Here is a 20,318-nt window from a genome sequence, read left to right as displayed (position 1 = left end):
AAACGGGCCATTTTTTCAAACTGTGGAAGAAATATAAGTACTACTCCACGCCGTCCTTAAAGTGTTTGTTCCAGTGTTTGTCGCCTTTGTGCAACAGATCTTCTACCGTTTTCTCGAGAGTCATCAACAACTGTGCTCTAACATCAAGTACGGTTTCTCTGTACAAGCGTTCTTCCGATCCAACGATTTTATCGCCGTATAATGCCTGTGCAGCTACGTACTTCCGATGTTCCTCGACCAGAGTATCAATGGACTCCAATGCATGTTCCACAAAATGGGAAATACTTTGGTATTCTTTGGGCATTTGTTCTTTTAAAGCTTGAATTTTCGCAAGAGCTGGCATGCTCATCACCTCGTGTTTATGAATGTAAATTTACAATACACTATTTTCATGAAAATTGCATTAAAAATAGCTTAAATTTGGACAAATTTCGACTTTTTTTATTTTAAGGACCAAAAAAGTGGTTAGCTATAATGTATGCCATTGCATTTGAATTGAGTCGTGTAAGTAATGGAATCCTTTTAGACTCGTTTGGTGACTCGTTATGCGATTTCTGTTATTCTAAGAGAAGATTTCAGCGGCCCTAATACATACGCCGTTATTTTGTTATGGCAAATTAAAAAAATACTTAACTTTGCAACAATTTTATTGATGATCACGTCTGTAAGGTTGCAGGGAGAGGGGGATCCTTTGTGGTAGAGCCGGAACTCATCAGAGCCGCTCAATCGGGCGATCGCGACGCTCTAATTACCCTATTGCGGGAGATTGAACAACACGTCTATCGGACCGCATATTACATTCTAAATAATGAACAGGACGCTTTGGATGCTGCTCAGGAAGCGTTGATCCGAATTTACACCAAAATCAATTCATACGAAGAAAAGGCCCAATTCAAAACATGGGTACAACGCATCGTCACGAACATCTGTATTGATAAATTCAGAAGAACCAAGCCGTCCGTCTCCATTGACGAACATGATATGGTTTTTCAGGATAATCAGGATGTGGAGTACGAGGTCATGTCTACATACGTGGCCCAAGACATTCAGGATGCGATCAACAAGCTTCCCGAGCATCATCGTACCGTTATTGTTCTAAGATATTTGCAGGACTTATCCTACAATGAAATTGCGGATTGTCTCGATCTTCCGTTGAATACGGTGAAATCTTATTTATTTAGAGCCAGACAGCAATTACAGAATCTACTACAGGAATATCAGAAAGGTGGTGTGACAGGATGAAATGCGAAGAGGTGGTGGAATGGATGCACCGCTATCTGGATCATGATCTGGGCGAAGCGGAAACCGCGCAGATGCTACAGCATGTGGCCAAGTGTCCGGAGTGCGCCGAGAATTTTAGTTTACTCAGAGCTCTTTCCAGAGAACTGGAAGAATTACCGCAAGTAAGCCCGAAGTTTAGTCTGGTTGATGCGATTATGCCACAGCTTGATGCTATAGACGAAGCGCGTAGGGAGCAAAGTAGCACCATACAGGAAATGAATCCTGTCCCCGCTGCATTTGAGAATTTACAACGTTCAAGTGAGCGGAAAACGAAGCAAAAACAAAAATGGCTTAACTCGATGGCAGGACGAATGTCCATGGGGGCAGCGGCTGCTGCAGTTGTATTGGGATTTGCCATCTGGGGATATGAGCCTGAACAGATTGAGAATGCCGATTCCATGATGCTGAGCTCTGGAGCTACTCAAGAGAGCGGCAATGTGGATCAGAATGCCTTGAGTAAGAATATTGAGAATTATGATCCTTCAACTTCATCCCAACCAAGCAGCAACGATGTATTTGTGAGTGAATCTAATGCTTCCTCAACGGAAGGGGATAACCCGGGATCAGAAACCATGCCTGAAGAGGATGGTGGAGATCAGGTGCAGGAGCCTGAAGTTCAGACAGATCCGACACCTCAACAACCGGCTACTGAATCAACGCCTGCTCCGAATAAAGGAACTCAGGATCATTCGTCCAGTTCTCCTTCGACCGATAGTCAGAAGAGTGAGGTTCAGAACCAAGACGCTGAGCAGAGAAATCAAGAATCAGGAACTGCTCCTACATCTTCTGCAGATGGAGAAGAGGATGGAGCAAATGAACCGGGCAACGCAGATGAGAAATCCTTCACTTCTCAGACCATCACACCGAATACAAATGAAGATGCACCGGTAGAAGGCGATGCTGTTCCTGATTCAGGTACAGGTGCGGACACCTCTGGAGGAAACAAAGGATTTGCAGGACCAGATCAAGGAATGGCTACAACGGCAGCGCCAAAAGAATGGAAATCACCTGACGGCTCCTATGTAGTTATGCTTCTTGGTGATCAAATCAGCATATACTCCAAACCTGCCAATGAACCGGATGTTCTGAATCTGGTTGAGCAGCGCAATATAGAGGGAACGCTGAAGTCAGCAAGTTGGTCGAAAGATGGTACCCTATTTAACTACGAAACGGACAAGGACGGAACAACGGCGAAGAACTCGTTTAACGTACCTTCTGTTTCAGGTGGAGCTTCTGCGAAATAAGTGGAATTGGGGATTCAACGCCTCTAAACGAAAGAACATTTTCAGTATGACAAGCATATATTGGAAGTAACAAAACGTCCTATCTCAGTTCAAACAACTGACGTCGTATGACCGCGCACCAGCTTTTTCTAGAACTGCTGGTGTCTGCGTTTATATAGATGTAGGACAGGGGACCTTCATCCACAACTGGATGTAAGGTCCCTTTGTTGTCTTGCGCTTTTTCTGGTAGGATAAGAGGGATAAGGAGGCACCGTGAATGGATGTAAAAAGTGCAACAAAGGCAATACGTAGTGGAGAACCGGCTCCGATCTATGTGCTGTATGGAACGGAAAAGTATCAGATACAGCAATTTACGGATATGTTAAAAGAACAGGTGATTGAAGAAGAACATCGTGATTTTGCGATTATTCCATATGATTTGTCTGAAACGGCTGTGGAGGTCGTTATTGAAGAAGCAGAGACCGTACCATTTCTGGTACCCCGCAAATTGATTATTGTAAGGGATGCAAGTCTATTTACCGCAGGTAAAGAATCCAAGATTGAACACCAGGTTGATCGTCTGCTTACATATATGGAAAATCCGGCAGATTACAGTACAATTGTTTTCCTGGCCCAAGGGGATAAGCTGGATGAGCGGAAGAAACTGGTGAAGGCTGTCAAGAAACAGGCGGTAGTTCTTGCTTTTGCTCCACTGAGTGGAGATGAACTGTTGAATTGGATTGTGAAACTGGCGAAGCAGCGGGATGTCTCTTTTGAGACAGGAGCGGCGGACACATTGATCAGTTACGCGGGAACAGGTCTGCAGACGTTATCTGCTGAAGTAGACAAGTTATGTTTGTTTGCGGGTAATGGGGGAACAATCAAGCGTGCTGATATCGAGTCGCTGGTTGCCCGCAGTACAGAGCAGAATGTATTTTCACTGGTGGAAGAACTCGCCAATTTGCGACTGGAAAAAGCGTTGGCTCTTTTCTATGAGTTGCTGAAGCAGCGCGAAGAACCAATTAAAATTGCGGCTTTAATTGCACGTCAGTTTCGGATCATGATCCAGGTGAAAGAGTTGGGCCAACAAAGTTACTCCCAGCAGCAGATCGCCAGTCAGCTTGGTCTGCATCCATATGCCGTTAAGATTGCGGGGGAACAAGCCCGTAAATTTCAGGCGGAACGTCTGAGAACGATATTGAGTCACCTCAGTGAACTGGATTACCAGATGAAAACAGGAGCGGTGGATAAAGTGCTTGGTCTGGAGCTGTTCTTATTAAGACTTGGTGCGTGAATGAACACGTAAACCTGATAGAATAATAGTATGATAAAAAACAAAGCGACCTTTGCTCCATGATGGTTAGATCATCGGAATAAAGGTCGCTTTTGTCTGTGTCTTATACTTATCGAATCAGATACTAAAAAATCCTGAAAGCCTATGCTGTTCAGGATTTTTCCATTGGATCGTATAAGTAACGCTTCTTACGCTTGTGCGGAAAGAGCGTTCAGTTTTTTCGCCAAGCGAGACTTTTTGCGTGCTGCAGCATTTTTATGAACCAGACCTTTAGTTACAGCCTTGTCCAGCTTTTTGGAAGCAGCTTGAATCGCAGATTTTGCAGTATCAACTTCGTTACTTACCAGAGCAGCATCAGCAGCTTTAACAGCTGTACGGAGTGCAGACTTCTGGGAAGCGTTGAGTGCGCGGCGCTTGTCGCTCGTTTTTACGCGTTTAACAGCGGATTTGATGTTTGGCATTACATTCACCTCCTGTAAGGCATTTGCATGAATACAAACGTTTCACAACTTAAAATATTCTATCACGCTAGCATGTAAAATGCAACAGATATTCCTTCGATGTTCGACATGCTGCATAAAGAAACTCTTTTTCCCACACAATATGCTCAAATGCGGTAAGGGAGGCAGGGACAGAATGACACTGGATTTGCAAAACTATACAGTTCGTACCGATTTGGCAATCGACTCCAAGGAAATGGCACAAGGTGGACAGAAACAGACCATTCCCGGACTACGGGAAGATGTGGAGAAAAAAGAGGGTATTACAATCACACGTATTGATGTACTTAATGATGAAGCGGCCAAAGCCATTGGTCGAGTGAAGGGCCACTATGTCACTTTGGAGGTGCCGTCACTACGGAATGGTGATACGGAGTTACAGGAGCGTGTTGCCGCCGAGTTCACACGTGAGATGGAAAATTTTATGATTAAGGCTGGGATCAACAAAACATCCAAGGTCTTGATTGTTGGCTTGGGTAACTTAAATGTCACCCCGGATTCACTCGGTCCACTTGTTGTGGAAAATCTGATGGTGACCCGTCAGTATTTCGAATTGGTGCCAGATCAGGTTGCGCCAGGGTATCGGGAAGTCAGTGCGATTGCTCCAGGGGTTTTAGGTACAACGGGCATTGAATCCAGTGACATCGTACAGGGGATTGTAGACCGGACCAAGCCGGATGCCATTATTGCGATTGATGCGCTGGCCTCCCGGTCCTTGGAACGTGTAAATACAACGATTCAGGTCGCGGATATTGGTATCCATCCTGGTTCCGGCATTGGGAACAAACGGCGTGGTTTGACCCGTGAAATATTGGGGGTTCCCTGCATTGCCATCGGAGTACCAACCGTATGTTATGCGTCTACCATTGTGAACAATGTCATTGAGATGATGCGCTCACACTTCCGCCAGGAAACGGATCAGACGAAACAGATCATGGGCATGCTGGACGACATCGGTGAGCAAGATCGCTTGAGTCTGGTGAAAGAGGTACTGGAGCCACTGGGTCATGACCTCATTGTTACTCCCAAAGAAATTGATGAGTTTATTGAGGGAATTGCCAATGTTATCGCTACAGGACTTAACGCCGCACTCCATGATGCAGTGAATCCGGATAACGTAGCCGCCTATACACACTAAAACTTAAACTGCTGAGAAGAAGGTCCGAATCTATCGGACTTTCTTTTTTTGTTCATGGAATCTTTCATTTTCCTGTTCTATCAAATTGGGCCGGCTCATAGAGTTGAAGTATAAGAGTTGTCCAGCAGGGAAGGAGACAGCAGAATGAACAAGATATTGGCCTGGAATATTGGGAAGTGGAAAAAAAGATGTCTGCACGTGCTGGCCATGGGCCGTACGTTGTTGTTGCTTATGATCATATCTGCCTTGTTTTTTGTCGTACTTGGTCTGGGAGGCATGGCAGAGAAGCGCTTGAATAATTCACCCGTTTCTTCCATGAAAGGATTTGCGAGCGCTGTATCAAGTCGCTTTTTCGTCGATATGCTGGGTATGGAGATGCCTCATCTCACCCAGAAAGAACAGACCTCTGCCATATCCGGTGAGAATCTCACCTCTTTTATTTTCCAATTGCTGACGAATGTTAACCCTCAAGATCCCAAGAGCCTGATTGCGAGAGAAATGCCGGGCATGGGTTCCAACCAACCTGTACTGCTCCGACCTGGCTCAGGTAATGAAAAAGCCGAAGCTCCCGAAGATTATCAGCCCGGTCCTGGTCTTACGGATACGACGTCAGCGGGTGGAGGAAAACCCGGTAGTGAGCTGCATGTTCCACCAGGTCAGGACAACACGGATCCACCTGATTCGAGCGAGCCTGGAGATGGAGAAGTTAAAGGAGACCCCCCAGCGAAGGATGGCGAGAAAGACAATAGCGGCTCACCGACAACAGGCAAAAAATCAGTTCTCATCTATCATTCTCATCCAAGGGAAGGCTACAATCCGCTACTAGGTACGAAGAGTGACAATCCATCATCAGGCAAATCAACAGGCAATGTATTTCAAGTGGGAACCTACCTCTCAGACAGTTTGGAGAAGCTGGGAATCGGCGTAGAGCACGCCAAAGATGATTATCCTACCAAAGTAAAGGACTATAACTGGAACTATTCCTATAAATACTCCCGTCAAACGGTAAAAGCGGCACTCGCTCAAAATGACGACCTGACGTATCTCATAGACATTCATCGTGATTCACAGCGTCATGGCAAAACAACGACTACTATTAATGACTTGGGCTACGCCAAAGTGTATTTCATCATTGGACATGAAAATCCGAATTGGCAGCAGAATGAAGCTTTTGCAGCGAAAATTCATAAGAAACTGGAAGCTAAGTATCCTGGGGTATCCCGTGGTGTCTGGGGCAAGGACGGCGGAGGAGCCAACAACGGAGAGTATAACCAAACCCTTTCACCCAACAGCATTTTGATTGAGATTGGTGGGATTGATAATACTGGGGCTGAACTACAACGGACATCCAAAATTCTCGCTGATATGATTGCGCAAGTGTACTGGGAAGATCAGAAGGTAGACAAAGCCAGTGTAAAAACCTCGTCACAGGGTGGATAGGGACTATATATGTATGAAGATGAAAATAGTAGAGAGTGACAGGAGGCAAAGAATATGTCCAGATTCGGTAAAAGACTGTTATCCATCGCTGTATTAATGTTGCTGGGTGTTCTGTTTGGAATGCAGCTGGCCGGCAGCAACTTTCATATGGGTAATCCATCAGGCGGCACGTCAACCGCTGTGACAACAGAGCCAACTTCATCAGTTACCGAATCTGTTCCTACTGCTCCTGTCCAAAAGGAAGTCAAAGAAACATTTGTACCTGTTCAGTCACCAAGCCAAGTGCTTGGGGCAGATCAGAGTAAAGCTCCGGTTGATGTGTTGGCAGACAAAACAGCTGGACTATTGCAAAATCTCTCTCATAGTGGAATCAAGTGGGTGGTCTCTCTTTTTAGCGGAGTTGCTGAATAAAATACCATGATTTAAAGGTACAATATAACCTCTGGGAGTTTGATAATCACACTTTATTATAAAGTTAAGACATCACGGGATTGATGCACTCTGCATCAACTGTTATAATGAAGTGATTGACACTAGGCTGTTTCTGGGGGTAAGGAATGACTGATATTCGGGCAAGACAACGTAAAATTCGTAACTTTTCTATTATTGCACATATAGATCACGGCAAATCAACACTTGCGGACCGGATCTTGGAGTACACAGGTGCGCTGACAACACGAGAAATGCAAGAACAAGTACTGGATCAGATGGATCTCGAACGTGAACGTGGAATTACGATCAAGCTACAAGCAGTAGCCTTGACTTACAAAGCGGATGACGGTGAAGAGTATCTATTGAATCTGATCGATACACCTGGACACGTAGACTTCACGTATGAAGTATCACGGAGCCTTGCAGCATGTGAAGGCGCTCTACTCGTTGTGGATGCGGCTCAGGGAATTGAAGCCCAGACACTCGCCAACGTGTATCTGGCATTGGACAATAATCTTGAAATTTTACCGGTTATCAACAAAATTGACCTTCCAAGCGCTGATCCTGATCGGGTGAAGCAGGAAGTAGAAGATGTTATTGGTTTGGATACGAGCAACGCTGTTCTAGCTTCGGCCAAGGCAGGTATTGGAATCAAAGAGATTCTGGAGCAAGTGGTGCAAAGTGTACCAGCACCGACTGGCGACCCGGATCAACCGCTGAAAGCGCTGATTTTCGACTCGCATTATGACCCGTACAAAGGTGTAATCGTATATGTACGTGTTGTTGACGGTAAAATCAAATCCGGTTCCAAAATCAAAATGATGGCAACAGGTAAAACATTTGAAGTCATTGAAGTTGGAGCGTTCAAACCTCGCATGTCCATCGTGGACGAACTGAACGTGGGTGATGTTGGATTTATCGTTGCTGGTATTCGGCATGTAGGCGATACACAAGTCGGAGATACGGTGACTGACGCCAAAAATCCAACACCTGAACCTTTGCCGGGTTATCGCAAAATTAATCCAATGGTATACTGCGGTCTCTATCCGATCGAAACATCGGACTATGTTGATTTGCGTGAAGCGTTGGAGAAATTGCAATTAAACGATGCTTCGCTCAGCTTTGAGCCGGAAACATCCAGTGCACTCGGTTTTGGATTCCGTTGCGGATTCCTTGGACTGCTTCATATGGACGTTATCCAGGAGCGTATTGAGCGTGAATTCAACATTCCGTTGATCACGACTGCACCAAGTGTAATCTATCACGTTACCTTGACGAACGGTGATGTGATGAAAATTGACAACCCATCCAACTATCCTGAAGTAGGACGGATTGATTATGTCGAGGAACCATACGTTAAGGCAAACATTATCGTACCGAATGATTATGTAGGTACCATTATGGAGCTGTGTCAGAATAAACGCGGCGAATATGTGAATATGGAATATTTGGACACAACCCGGGTTACCATTACTTATCAGATCCCGTTGTCTGAGATTGTATATGACTTCTTCGACCAGTTGAAATCCAGTACCAAAGGATATGCATCCCTGGACTATGAGCTGTCTGGTTATCGTCAGTCCAATCTGGCAAAAATGGACATCGTGCTCAATGGCGAACAAGTCGATGCCTTGTCCTTTATCGTTCACCGTGACCGTGCGTATAACCGCGGACGCATTATCTGTGAGAAGTTGCGAGAGCTGATTCCACGGCAAATGTTCGAGGTGCCGATTCAGGCATCTGTGGGTACCAAGGTTGTTGCTCGTGAAACGGTAAAAGCAATGCGTAAAAACGTACTTGCCAAGTGTTATGGTGGTGACATCTCGCGGAAACGGAAACTGCTTGAGAAGCAGAAAGAAGGTAAGAAGCGGATGAAGCAGGTTGGTAACGTCGAGGTGCCACAAGAGGCATTCATGGCGGTACTGAAAATTGATGACTAGGACGTTTGCTTGCAAACGTCACGTGAATCCTTTTGGTACATCAATAATTTGTGTATGAAAGGATAAACGAAAGTTTGTCTCGGGTACATCACAGAATGTGTGTATCGAAATTGAATTGTAGGACGTTTGCTTGCAAACATGGTTACAACACAGAATATTAAATAACTAAGCTGAAAGGGAAGCCGGATGGCTTTCCTTTTTTCAAATAGAGGGGGACTTGCCATGACATTGGCAGCACACAGCCGGAAGACAGGTGCGCCCCAAGCGGTGTATCTTCACATTCCCTTTTGCACGAATAAATGTTTTTATTGCGACTTTAACTCCTACGTTCTGAAAGATCAGCCCGTGATGCAATATCTCGAAGCGCTGGAACGGGAGATGGAACATACAGTTAAGGCCAATCCACCGGGTGAGATCAAGACCATATTTGTAGGTGGCGGTACGCCAACAGCTCTGAAACCAGATGAGATGGCAGTGTTTCTTCGTTCCGTGAAGACGTATTTCCCAAATTGGGCGGACGACATTGAATTTTCGATGGAAGCCAACCCGGGAACAACGGATGCGGAGAAGCTCGCTGCCATGAAAGAAGGCGGCGTCAATCGCGTCAGTTTTGGCGTGCAGGCTTTCCAGAATGATCTGCTGACAGGCATTGGTCGTATTCATAATACGGATGATGTATATCGTAGTCTGGAGAATGCTCGCAAAGCAGGCTTGAATAACCTGTCCATTGACCTGATGTTCGGGTTGCCGAATCAGACCGTTGAAATGTTGAATGAGAGCATCGACAAAGCGCTGGAACTGGATCTGCCGCATTACTCCATCTACAGCCTGAAAGTAGAAGAGAATACGCTTTTCCATACACTGTATCAGAAGAACCAGTTACCTCTTCCTCATGAAGATGACGAGCTCGAGATGTATCTTCTATTAATGAGACGTATGAAAGAAGCGGGCTATGGACAATACGAGATCAGTAACTTTGCCAAGCCAGGCTTCGAGAGTCGTCACAATATTACCTACTGGCGTAATGAGGACTACTATGGTCTGGGTGCAGGTGCACATGGATATGTAGGCCGCGAACGGCATATGAATATTAAAGGTATAAATCCTTATGTTGAAGCTTCGCGAGCAGGACTGCCTCGTCTGGATCATTTCGAGATCGCTCGGCCGGAGGCCATGGAAGATTATCTGATGGTTGGACTGAGAATGTTGGAGGGAGCTTCGGCCTCACGGTTTAGCGAACAGTTCGGAGAGTCCATGGAAGAAGTGTTTGCGAAGCCTTTGGGCAAAATGCTTAACGCAGGATTGCTTGAGCGCACGGCAGACGGCTTCCGACTGAGCGAGCAGGGTATCCTGTTCGGAAATGACGTTTTTGCGGAGTTTATCGGGTCCATATCGCTGAATTCGTAGCTTGAAATTCTATACGCTATGTTGTATATTTATTCATATTGATTTTACAGAGCGTGTTATTTTAACAACTACGAAGTCAGCTTTCCTCTGGAAAGCTTGGTAATAGGAGGAGAGCAGGATGTCGGTAATATGCAGAAAAGCCGTGCCGGAAGATGTTGAACCACTGTATGAAATGATTAAGGGCTATGCAGAGCGTGGGATCATGCTTCCGCGATCACGGGAAATACTGCACCGACAGCTGGAGCACTTTGTTGTAGCCGAAGTCGATGGTGAAGTGGTGGGTTGCGGGTCGCTTTGTCGTTTGGGGAATGATTTGGTGGAAGTCAGATCACTCGGTATCTCGGAAGGGCATAAAGGGCTCGGTATTGGCTCCCGATTGCTGGACAGACTGGTAGAAGAAGCCGAGAAACAACAAATTCCTAAGGTTATGGCGTTGACCTATGAAGTATCCTTTTTCCTCAAAAACGGCTTTGCCGTGGTGGAGAAAGAGATTTTCCCCGAGAAAGTATGGACCGACTGTGTTCATTGCAGCAAGCAGGATTGTTGTGATGAGATCGCGGTATTAAAAGAGCTTAACGTTTCGGCCTAACAACTGAATGGACTGCATGGATCGAGCCGAGTCAACCTCTGCCCTACATGCAGTCCTTTTTACTTCAAAGGATGTTCAATAAAGTTGTTAGTACTCGCCGACATTGGTCTATACTATAAATAGATGAGCCCACTCATCAAACTCACTTGACAATGTTCACGTCAGTTTGGTATTTTTGTATTACCGCTTAGCACTCATCTAACCGGAGTGCTAACGACATGGGACAGTACAGTCAGAAGGAGGGAATACTCACCATGTTAACAGAGCGTCAACGAATGATTCTGAACGCTATAGTGGATGACTATATCCGTTCAGCTGAGCCCGTAGGGTCCCGGAGCATTTCCAAAAGGGGAGATGTTGGATACAGTCCGGCGACGATCCGTAATGAAATGGCGGACCTTGAAGATATGGGTTTCTTGGAACAACCGCACACATCGGCAGGACGTATTCCATCCCATAAAGGCTATCGATATTATGTCGATCATTTGGTTCCCTGGAATCAGGTGGAGCCTCAAGAGTTGGATGATCTGAAGTCGTTCTTCGCCGAAAAGCTGAACGTCATGGAACAAGTTATTCAGCATGCATCCAATATTTTGTCACATATGACGAATTATACTTCGATCCTGCTTGGACCGGAAGTATTCCATACGTCCCTTCGTCACTTCCAGTTGCTTCCGCTGAACGAGAGTGAAGCTGTAGCAATCATCGTGACCAACACAGGTCAGGTAGAGAATAAGACGGTCCAGATTCCACCAGAAATCTCGGTAGCCGAGATGGAGAATGTGGTTCGCCTGTTAAATACCAAGCTTGTGGGCGTGCCAATTTACAAATTGAAATCCCGTCTCTATACCGAACTTGGGCAAGAGATGGAACGGCATATTACACGTTATGAGGAAGTTATGCAGGTGCTGAATAGTGCCTTTGACAATGAACATGATAATCGTCTGTTCCTCAGTGGTGCCACCAACATGTTGACTCAACCGGAGTTTAAAGATATCGAAAAGGTAAAAGATATTCTTGACCTGCTGGAAGAGACACCAACACTCATGAAATTGATGATGCCCGTGCCGGGTGGATCTGGTATTCAGGTGCGAATAGGCACCGAGAATGATCATGAAGCCTTTGCTAACTGCAGCCTGATTACAGCCTCCTATTCATTGGACGGTGAGGCTTTGGGTTCCATCGGTATTCTGGGACCCACACGGATGGATTACGCACGTGTCATTCATATTTTAAATACACTATCCCGTGATTTGACGGCGATGCTGACGCATCGTTTCAAATAAGAGACGGGAATGAACCATTTCATTCGTATAAGGAGGTGAACATCTTGAAAGAGGAGCAATCATTTACAGAAGAACAAGAGGTAACAGCAGCTGAGCAGGAGCCTGTCAATGAAGCTGGCGCTGCAGAAGCGCAAGCTGAAGAGATCGCTGATCAGGAGCAGGATGAGCTTGCACGTCTGAAGGCAGAAGCTGAGGAGCAACAGCAGCGTTATGTCCGTGCACAAGCTGATTTTGACAACTTCCGTCGTCGTACACAGAAGGAAAAAGAGGAATTGGCTAAATACGCTTCGATGAAGCTGGTCACCGAACTGGTACCGGTTATTGATAACTTCGAGCGCGCCATGGCTACTGTACCGGAAGGAACAGAGTCCGAATCTTTCTCCAAAGGCATCCAAATGATTTTCCGTCAATTGGAAACTGTGATGACGAATGAAGGACTGACAGCAATGGAATCGGTAGGACAACCGTTCAATCCTGAATTCCACCAAGCAATTATGCAAGTGGAGAGCGACGAATATGAAGAAGGTATCGTTGTTGAGGAAGTCCAAAGAGGCTACATGCTGAAAGATAAAGTGCTTCGTCCAGCTATGGTTAAAGTCAGCTCATAATTTCCGTATTGGAAAGAATGAGTCGGCTCCTTGGTTGAACAATGTGGGCGAAGTTTAATATAAAAGTTTGTACACATAGAGCACGATTAGCAACATGAACATCTAATAAGGGTCATATCAGACCCATTCATTTTAAATTATTGAGGGAGGAAATTTTCGGATGAGCAAAGTAATCGGTATTGACTTAGGAACAACAAACTCATGCGTAGCAGTAATGGAAGGCGGCGAGGCTGTCGTAATTCCAAATCCGGAGGGCGCACGTACAACTCCATCCGTAGTAGGTTTCAAAAAAGATGGAGAGCGCGTTGTCGGTGAAACAGCAAAACGTCAAGCCATCACGAATCCGGATCGTACCATCATGTCGATCAAACGTCACATGGGTACTTCCCACAAGGAAACAATCGATAGCAAAGACTACTCTGCACAAGAGATCTCTGCAATCATCCTGCAAAAATTGAAATCCGATGCTGAAGCTTATCTGGGTCAAACGGTAACTCAAGCAGTTATCACTGTACCAGCTTACTTCAATGACAGTCAGCGTCAAGCGACTAAAGATGCGGGTAAAATTGCAGGTTTGGAAGTTTTGCGTATCGTCAACGAGCCAACAGCAGCAGCTTTGGCATACGGTATGGAGAAATCCGAAGACCAAACGATCCTCGTATATGACTTGGGTGGCGGTACGTTCGACGTATCCATTCTTGAACTGGGTGATGGCTTCTTCGAAGTTAAAGCAACTAGCGGGGACAACCAATTGGGCGGCGATGACTTTGACCAAGTGATCATCGATTACCTCGTAAGTGAATTCAAAAAAGATCAAGGCATTGACTTGAGCAAAGATAAAGCAGCGGTTCAACGTTTGAAAGATGCAGCGGAAAAAGCGAAAAAAGAACTTTCCGGCGTATTGACTACAACGATCTCGTTGCCGTTCATCACGGTTGCTGATGGCGTTCCTCAGCATTTGGAGTTGAACCTGAGCCGTGCGAAATTTGAAGAAATCTCTGAAGGTCTGGTTGAGCGTACGCTTGAACCAACTCGTCGTGCATTGAGCGATGCGGGTATGACAGCTAACGATATCGACAAGATCGTATTGGTTGGTGGTTCTACACGGATTCCTGCAGTACAAGAAGCGATCAAAAAACTGACTGGTAAAGACCCTCACAAAGGCGTTAACCCGGATGAAGTTGTAGCTTTGGGTGCTGCTGTACAAGCGGGCGTACTGACTGGTGATGTGAAAGACGTTGTATTGCTCGACGTAACTCCATTGTCCCTGGGTATCGAAACAGCGGGTGGCGTATTCACGAAAATGATCGAGCGTAACACAACGATCCCTACAAGCAAATCTCAAGTGTTCTCCACATATGCAGACAATCAACCAAGCGTTGAGATTCATGTTCTGCAAGGTGAGCGTGAGATGGCAGCGGGTAACAAATCACTTGGACGTTTCATGTTGGGTGATATTCCGCCAGCTCCACGTGGCGTTCCACAGATCGAAGTTAGCTTCGATATTGATGCCAACGGTATCGTTAACGTATCTGCAACAGATAAAGGTACAAACAAAACTCAAAAAATCACAATCACTTCTTCCAGCGGTTTGAGCGATGCTGAAGTTGAGCAAATGATGAAAGATGCTGAGCTGCACGCTGAAGAAGATAAAAAACGCAGAGAACTCGTTGAAACGAAAAACAGTGCAGATCAACTGATCTACTCTGTTGACAAAACGATCAAAGATCTTGGCGAAAAAGCAGACGCTGGCGAAGTTGAAAAAGCGAATGCTGCCAAAGAAAAACTGCAAGGCGTTCTGGCTTCCGACAACCTGGAGGATATCAAAGCTGCTACAGAAGAACTGACAGAGATCGTTCAACAACTGTCTGTGAAACTGTATGAGCAAGCACAGGCGCAAGAGCAAGAAGCACAAGGTACTGAAGAGCAACAAGGTTCTGCAAAACGTGATAACGTCGTAGACGCTGATTACGAAGTTGTGGACGAAGATAAAAAACAAAACTAATTCGTAGTTCTACGCGAATTAATCATCGGTGACGTTCGAATTAGAGGGAAAGTCATAGCCGGGGCTCCCGTGCTTTGGCTTTCCTTTTGTCACGATGTGCGATATGGTGAATGATATGGGGGTGGAAGAGTGGCTGAAAAGCGTGATTATTATGAGGTGCTTGGCGTTAGTAAAACGGCTAACGACGATGAGATTAAAAAGGCTTACCGTAAGCTTGCCCGTCAGTATCACCCTGACGTAAACAAGGCTGCTGATGCGGAAGCTAAATTTAAAGAAGTTAAAGAAGCTTATGATGTCGTGAGTGACGGTCAGAAGCGTGCGCAGTATGATCAATATGGTCATGTCGATCCGAATCAAGGTGGATTCGGTGGTGGCGGTGATTTTGGCGGCGGCGGATTTGGCGACATCTTCGACATGTTCTTTGGCGGTGGTGGCGGTGGACGACGTGATCCAAATGCTCCGCAACGGGGGAATGATCTGCAGTACACGATGACGATTGAGTTCAAGGAAGCCGTATTCGGCAAAGAAACCGATATTACGATTCCACGTACCGAAGGCTGTGATACCTGTCATGGCTCAGGTGCCAAACCTGGAACGAAACCGGAAACCTGCTCGGTCTGCCAAGGTAGCGGTCAGCAGGAAGTCGTGCAAAATACACCGTTCGGTCGTATGGTTAATCGTCGTGCATGTTCGAACTGTAGCGGTTCGGGCCAAATTATCAAAGAAAAATGTACTACGTGCAGTGGCAGCGGTAAAGTTCGCAAGCAACGCAAAATCCATGTCCGCATTCCAGCGGGTGTAGATGATGGCGCGCAACTTCGTATGACAGGTGAAGGCGAGGGCGGTCTGCGTGGCGGACCAGCGGGAGATCTGTATATTGTCATTCGCGTGAAATCACATGATTTCTTCGAGCGCGAAGGCGACGATATTTATTGCGAAATCCCACTTACCTTTGCTCAGGCAGCTCTGGGAGATGAAGTTGAAATCCCGACGTTGACCGAGAAAGTGAAGTTGAAAGTACCAGCCGGTACACAAACGGGAACGTATTTCCGTCTCAAAGGCAAAGGTGTACCACGCCTGCGCGGTATGGGGCAAGGGGATCAACATGTGAAAGTGGTTGTAGTTACCCCTAGTAAGCTGAATGACGAGCAGAAAGATCTGCTTCGCCAAATTGCTGCGCTGGATGGAGAGCAAACACATGAGCATGAACAATCCTTCTTTGACAGAGTGAAACGCGCCTTCCGCGGCGACTGAGAATAAAATATAGCAATCCCAAAAGGACACCACTGCGGTTTTTACCGTGGGGTGTCCTTTTTTTTTGTACGCCTTTTTTTAGTGGTTCAGTGGTTTTCGCAAATCCATGGATTTATGCTACAAAGCACGACAGCAATTTGTGGGAGCATTTCGGTATATTCTGAGCAAACTTGCGGAAAGATAGCATGGCGAGAATGATATGCATAGCTGATATGCGAGAAATTAGGGAAGCAGGTGAAGCGGATGACCGAGAAAAATATTTTGGCGTACTTTCATAGCCCGGAGCAAGCTCAAGGGGCAGCCAAAAAACTGGAGGCATTGCGAGTGGAGGACCTGTCGATTAATCGATTCAGCCGATATGCGGGTGTAGGACCAAGCGGGGCTTCCTACAAGCCGGGCGTTTCCGGCAGTTTTTCATCATGGGTGCCCGATTCGATGCAGACGAATGCCAGTGCTGGAATCATGGCTGCGGCGGACCCTTCTGCAAGCGGCATGAGTGATGGTGGACAGGGTGGACCTACGGGAAGGGATGTATTACTAACGGTCATCGTAGATGAATCGGTACATCACCGCGCTATGTCCATAATCGAACAAGCCGGTGGAATGATCTAGTTTCCCAATATGAAGGAGGAGCATTACAATGGCAGAACATGAACGTCCAGGCAAGATTCTAACGAAAACGGAAAAGATGAAACGATTGCAGTCCGCGAAAAATGAGGACGTGGAATTCAGCGCTGAAGCTGCGGATCATGAAGATATAGAAGCACTACGCCGCAGTGAAGCGGCTGATCGACGTCAGGGACGGGAGCTTCATGACTGAAGATCGCTCGGCAGTGACCCTCGAAGCTGTATTTACAAGCTGGACTGAGGCCGAGTCTGCACGCAGAGCCTTGGAATTGTTACACCCGAACCAATTGAGTATCGAGAGCCTTGGCAATGAAGCTTCTGCATTGGACTCACACGATGTTACGGGCTCCGATAATTCTCCAACCGCTGTTGTCGGAGGGTTTAGTGGCGAACTGAATGTACTTGCCCTGATTAGTGATGAAACGGAAATGTTATCCAATGGTCAGGTGTATGATACGCCCAAAGAGGATTCGGCCAACAGGCTAAAACAAGAAATTTTGCTGACCGTGTCCGTATCTAACGATTCACTCCCGCAAGCCGCAGAGATGATCACACAAAACGGTGGGCGTTTTTGTTAAGTAAATGAAATAGATATGGTTGAATAGTTGACAGGATATTCGAGCAGTTAGACTGCGGATATCCTGTTTTGTTTTTCTTTTAGTGGTCGGCTTTGTGCTCCGGCTCGCTTGTGTAGTACAATAGTTGGGATGTTTGAAAAATGAGGAGGAAAAACCAAGTATGTTATGGCATGAACTAACAATACATACCACAGAAGAAGCTGTGGAGATGATTTCGAATTTTTTACATGAAGCGGGTGCTGGAGGGGTTTCGATTGAAGAGTCCGGTACTTTAAATAAAAAACGGGACACAACGTATGGTGAGTTATACGACGTTCCTTTGAATGATATTCCTGAAGGCTTTGCTGTCATCAAAGGGTACTTTTCCGAAGGTACAGATATGGCTGAATTACAGTCAGAAGTTCATCCGAGAATCGAGGAACTCTCCGAATTCGGAATTGATACAGGTGAGGTTCGTTATGAGACGCGTACAGTCGACGAGGATGACTGGGCAACGGCCTGGAAGCAATATTTCAAGCCGGTACGTGTATCGGAACGTCTGACGATCAAACCAACGTGGGAAGAGTATACGCCAGAAAGTCCGGATGAGAAAATAATTGAGCTTGATCCAGGCATGGCTTTTGGTACAGGAACCCACCCAACGACCTCCCTCTGCTTGCGCACACTGGAAACGGTTATTCAAGGCGGCGAGGAAGTTATTGACGTAGGTACAGGTTCGGGTATTTTGGCTATCGGAGCTATAAAACTTGGGGCAAAACATGTACTGGCGCTGGATCTTGATCCGGTTGCAGTAATCAGCGCCAGGGAGAATGTGGAACTGAATGGGCTGGAGCAACAAATTACGGTTAAAGAGAGTGATCTGTTGTCCGTCCTTGGGAGTCAGGACCCTGCGCTTGGTGTGCAACTGCCAGTTAAGGTTGTCGTGGCGAACATTCTGGCTGAGATCATTTTGTTGTTCGTAGACGATGTCTATAATGCGCTTGAGTCGGGTGGCACCTATATTGTATCAGGCATTTGGAAGAACAAAGAGCAGGTTGTACATGATGCACTGGTAGCCTCCGGGTTTGAAGTGAGTGCGATCCACCGTGAAGAAGACTGGCTGGCGTTTGAAGCCAGAAAGAGGTAACGTATGGACTTTCTGGATCGGTTCTTTCGCCTTCCGATTGATCAGTTACCATTCTTCCTGTTGACCATCCTGATCGCATTTACAGTTCACGAATTCTCACATGCGTATTTTGCCAACAAATTTGGTGATCCAACGGCGAAGCTGTTAGGAAGAGTTACGTTGAATCCGGTCGTGCACTTTGATCTGCTCGGTGTGCTACTACTTGTTATTGCAGGCTTCGGTTGGGCGCGTCCGGTTCCTGTAAACCGTGCGAATTTTGACAAACCAAGATTGATGGGGACTATCGTGTCTGTCGTAGGTCCTCTGAGTAATCTGGTGCTCGCCATTATTGGTGCCATTGTGTATGGTTGTCTGTTTGGATCAGGCGTACTGGGCACCATCGAGAATGAGCGGGTGGTTACAGCACTGATGACGTTTTTACCTATGTTCAGCATAACGAACTTTTTCCTATTTATGTTTAATCTAATTCCTCTTCCGCCATTGGATGGTTATCGTATTCTTGAAGATGTATTGCCAACGTCCCTCAGTCGCAAGCTGCAGGGTGTTGAACAATGGTCCATCTTTGTTTTCCTGTTGATTCTAGTTATCCCACCATTGCAGGCTGTAACGATTCAACCGTTATATGTATTTGCAAATAACATGTATATGGATCTGGTAGGTCTGATTATCGAGTTATACCGCTAGTGAGCGGTCAGCAATTTGAACGGATATACTGGTCAGAAACACGTAAAAGTTGTATGATCATCTGTGGCGATTGGATTCACGCCTGCCAACAGGCGGGGTGAATTCCAGTCATAACAGGACAGAATGGGTGGATTGACTTATGCAGCGATATTTTGTATCTGCAGAACAGTTTAATGAACACGCTGTGATCATCACAGGTGATGATGCACGCCATATCGGCAAGGTTATGCGTGGTAAACCTGGAGATAAACTGATTGTCAGTGACGGAAACTCCAGAGAAGCACTCGTGGAGATTGAGACGATTGAAGCTGGCCAAGTTACGGCCAATATTGTAGAACCTTTGGTTATGGACCATGAAGCGCGGATTCGCGTAACCGTGGCACAGAGTTTGCCCAAAGGCGACAAGATGGAGACCGTTATCCAGAGATGTACTGAGATCGGGGCGGTATCATTTGTACCCTTCCTATCAGAACGTACGATTGTACAATATGATGCCAAGAAAGAAGGCAAACGGTTGGAGCGGTGGCGGAAAATTGCCAAGGAAGCTGCCGAGCAGAGTCACCGGAATCGCATTCCATCCGTCGAGCAGCCACTCTCTTGGAAAGGGCTGTTATCTTCTTTTGAGGGCTATAGCCTGGTATGTTATTGTTATGAGAAAGAAAACGGTAAACAGCTGAGAGATGCGCTGAAACCGTTTGTTGAGCAGCTTGCACCTGGTGCAAGTGCAGAAGTATTGATCGTTGTTGGACCGGAAGGTGGATTTTCTGAGAAGGAGACGGCAGAAGCTGATCAGGCAGGTGCTGTATCTGTTGGACTGGGCAAACGCATTTTGCGTGCTGAGACAGCAGGGATGGCAGCACTAACTTGTGTGCTATATGAATCCGGAGAAATGGGAGGAATGTAATT

At 46.2% G+C, this 20,318-nt stretch carries 21 protein-coding genes; 19 read left to right on the top strand and 2 right to left on the bottom strand.

Annotation, left to right across the window (positions count from 1 at the left end; all coding sequences use genetic code 11):
• Positions 1 to 40: 40 nt before the first annotated feature.
• Positions 41 to 343: a hypothetical protein gene (locus MHI06_RS20900; RefSeq protein WP_062835531.1), complete on the bottom strand. Its 303-nt coding sequence runs from the start codon at positions 341 to 343 to the stop codon at positions 41 to 43.
• Positions 344 to 693: 350 nt separating this feature from the next.
• On the opposite strand from MHI06_RS20900, the gene MHI06_RS20895 reads away from it, so the two are divergent.
• The 3 genes from MHI06_RS20895 to holA all read left to right on the top strand — a co-directional run bounded on the left by MHI06_RS20895 (position 694) and on the right by holA (position 3,798).
• A complete protein-coding gene (locus tag MHI06_RS20895) occupies positions 694 to 1,242 on the top strand; it encodes a sigma-70 family RNA polymerase sigma factor (protein WP_017687205.1) in 549 nt (182 codons plus the stop codon).
• Entirely contained in the window at positions 1,239 to 2,525 is a 1,287-nt protein-coding gene (locus MHI06_RS20890; RefSeq protein ID WP_340398958.1) for a zf-HC2 domain-containing protein, read from the top strand. The genes MHI06_RS20895 and MHI06_RS20890 overlap by 4 nt, the downstream gene beginning before the upstream one ends.
• A gap of 256 nt (positions 2,526 to 2,781) precedes the next feature.
• Positions 2,782 to 3,798: a DNA polymerase III subunit delta gene (holA, locus tag MHI06_RS20885; protein WP_169481190.1), complete on the top strand. Its 1,017-nt coding sequence runs from the start codon at positions 2,782 to 2,784 to the stop codon at positions 3,796 to 3,798.
• Between the two features lie 188 nt (positions 3,799 to 3,986).
• Here holA and rpsT read toward each other — a convergent pair whose 3' ends face one another.
• On the bottom strand, positions 3,987 to 4,259 hold the full coding sequence (gene rpsT, locus MHI06_RS20880) for a 30S ribosomal protein S20 (RefSeq protein ID WP_169481189.1): 273 nt from the start codon (positions 4,257 to 4,259) through the stop codon (positions 3,987 to 3,989).
• 175 nt (positions 4,260 to 4,434) lie between these two features.
• Between rpsT and gpr the strand changes: the two genes are divergently transcribed.
• The 16 genes from gpr (at position 4,435) to MHI06_RS20800 (ending at position 20,316) form a co-directional block, all read left to right on the top strand.
• The gene (gene gpr / locus MHI06_RS20875) at positions 4,435 to 5,436 is read left to right on the top strand and encodes a GPR endopeptidase (RefSeq protein WP_340398957.1); all 1,002 of its coding nucleotides are present in this window, start codon (positions 4,435 to 4,437) and stop codon (positions 5,434 to 5,436) included.
• 144 nt (positions 5,437 to 5,580) lie between these two features.
• Entirely contained in the window at positions 5,581 to 6,876 is a 1,296-nt protein-coding gene (locus tag MHI06_RS20870) for a stage II sporulation protein P (protein WP_340398956.1), read from the top strand.
• 54 nt (positions 6,877 to 6,930) lie between these two features.
• Positions 6,931 to 7,287 carry a hypothetical protein gene (locus tag MHI06_RS20865; protein ID WP_169481186.1) on the top strand — a complete coding sequence of 119 codons (357 nt, stop codon included), beginning with the start codon at positions 6,931 to 6,933 and terminating at the stop codon, positions 7,285 to 7,287.
• A 146-nt stretch (positions 7,288 to 7,433) separates the two neighbouring features.
• Positions 7,434 to 9,248, top strand: a complete 1,815-nt coding sequence (gene lepA, locus MHI06_RS20860) for a translation elongation factor 4 (RefSeq protein ID WP_169481185.1) — start codon at positions 7,434 to 7,436, stop codon at positions 9,246 to 9,248.
• Positions 9,249 to 9,470: 222 nt separating this feature from the next.
• On the top strand, positions 9,471 to 10,655 hold the full coding sequence (hemW, locus tag MHI06_RS20855; protein WP_036668565.1) for a radical SAM family heme chaperone HemW: 1,185 nt from the start codon (positions 9,471 to 9,473) through the stop codon (positions 10,653 to 10,655).
• Positions 10,656 to 10,773: 118 nt separating this feature from the next.
• Entirely contained in the window at positions 10,774 to 11,244 is a 471-nt protein-coding gene (locus MHI06_RS20850; RefSeq protein ID WP_017687214.1) for an N-acetyltransferase, read from the top strand.
• A gap of 254 nt (positions 11,245 to 11,498) precedes the next feature.
• Positions 11,499 to 12,530 carry a heat-inducible transcriptional repressor HrcA gene (hrcA, locus tag MHI06_RS20845; RefSeq protein ID WP_036615092.1) on the top strand — a complete coding sequence of 344 codons (1,032 nt, stop codon included), beginning with the start codon at positions 11,499 to 11,501 and terminating at the stop codon, positions 12,528 to 12,530.
• Between the two features lie 41 nt (positions 12,531 to 12,571).
• Positions 12,572 to 13,138: a nucleotide exchange factor GrpE gene (grpE, locus tag MHI06_RS20840; RefSeq protein ID WP_340402159.1), complete on the top strand. Its 567-nt coding sequence runs from the start codon at positions 12,572 to 12,574 to the stop codon at positions 13,136 to 13,138.
• Between the two features lie 160 nt (positions 13,139 to 13,298).
• Complete coding sequence (gene dnaK, locus MHI06_RS20835) at positions 13,299 to 15,143, top strand: molecular chaperone DnaK (protein ID WP_340398955.1); 1,845 nt, start codon at positions 13,299 to 13,301, stop codon at positions 15,141 to 15,143.
• 129 nt (positions 15,144 to 15,272) lie between these two features.
• The gene (dnaJ, locus tag MHI06_RS20830) at positions 15,273 to 16,397 is read left to right on the top strand and encodes a molecular chaperone DnaJ (protein ID WP_062835521.1); all 1,125 of its coding nucleotides are present in this window, start codon (positions 15,273 to 15,275) and stop codon (positions 16,395 to 16,397) included.
• A gap of 243 nt (positions 16,398 to 16,640) precedes the next feature.
• Positions 16,641 to 17,009 (top strand): hypothetical protein, encoded by a 369-nt coding sequence (locus MHI06_RS20825; protein WP_017687219.1) that lies wholly within the window; start codon positions 16,641 to 16,643, stop codon positions 17,007 to 17,009.
• Between the two features lie 28 nt (positions 17,010 to 17,037).
• Positions 17,038 to 17,217 (top strand): YfhD family protein, encoded by a 180-nt coding sequence (locus MHI06_RS20820; protein WP_062835520.1) that lies wholly within the window; start codon positions 17,038 to 17,040, stop codon positions 17,215 to 17,217.
• A complete protein-coding gene (locus MHI06_RS20815; protein ID WP_169481181.1) occupies positions 17,210 to 17,602 on the top strand; it encodes a hypothetical protein in 393 nt (130 codons plus the stop codon). The genes MHI06_RS20820 and MHI06_RS20815 overlap by 8 nt, the downstream gene beginning before the upstream one ends.
• Before the next feature lie 160 nt (positions 17,603 to 17,762).
• The gene (prmA, locus tag MHI06_RS20810; RefSeq protein ID WP_340398954.1) at positions 17,763 to 18,728 is read left to right on the top strand and encodes a 50S ribosomal protein L11 methyltransferase; all 966 of its coding nucleotides are present in this window, start codon (positions 17,763 to 17,765) and stop codon (positions 18,726 to 18,728) included.
• Positions 18,729 to 18,731: 3 nt separating this feature from the next.
• Positions 18,732 to 19,412, top strand: a complete 681-nt coding sequence (locus MHI06_RS20805) for a site-2 protease family protein (RefSeq protein WP_340398953.1) — start codon at positions 18,732 to 18,734, stop codon at positions 19,410 to 19,412.
• Positions 19,413 to 19,551: 139 nt separating this feature from the next.
• Positions 19,552 to 20,316 (top strand): RsmE family RNA methyltransferase, encoded by a 765-nt coding sequence (locus MHI06_RS20800; protein ID WP_169481178.1) that lies wholly within the window; start codon positions 19,552 to 19,554, stop codon positions 20,314 to 20,316.
• The last annotated feature ends 2 nt before the right edge of the window (positions 20,317 to 20,318 follow it).

The sequence above is a fragment of the Paenibacillus sp. FSL H8-0079 genome (assembly GCF_037991315.1).
GTDB lineage: Bacteria > Bacillota > Bacilli > Paenibacillales > Paenibacillaceae > Paenibacillus.
The sequence above is the reverse complement of the archived record's forward strand: the minus strand, read 5'-3'. Positions and strand labels throughout refer to the sequence as shown.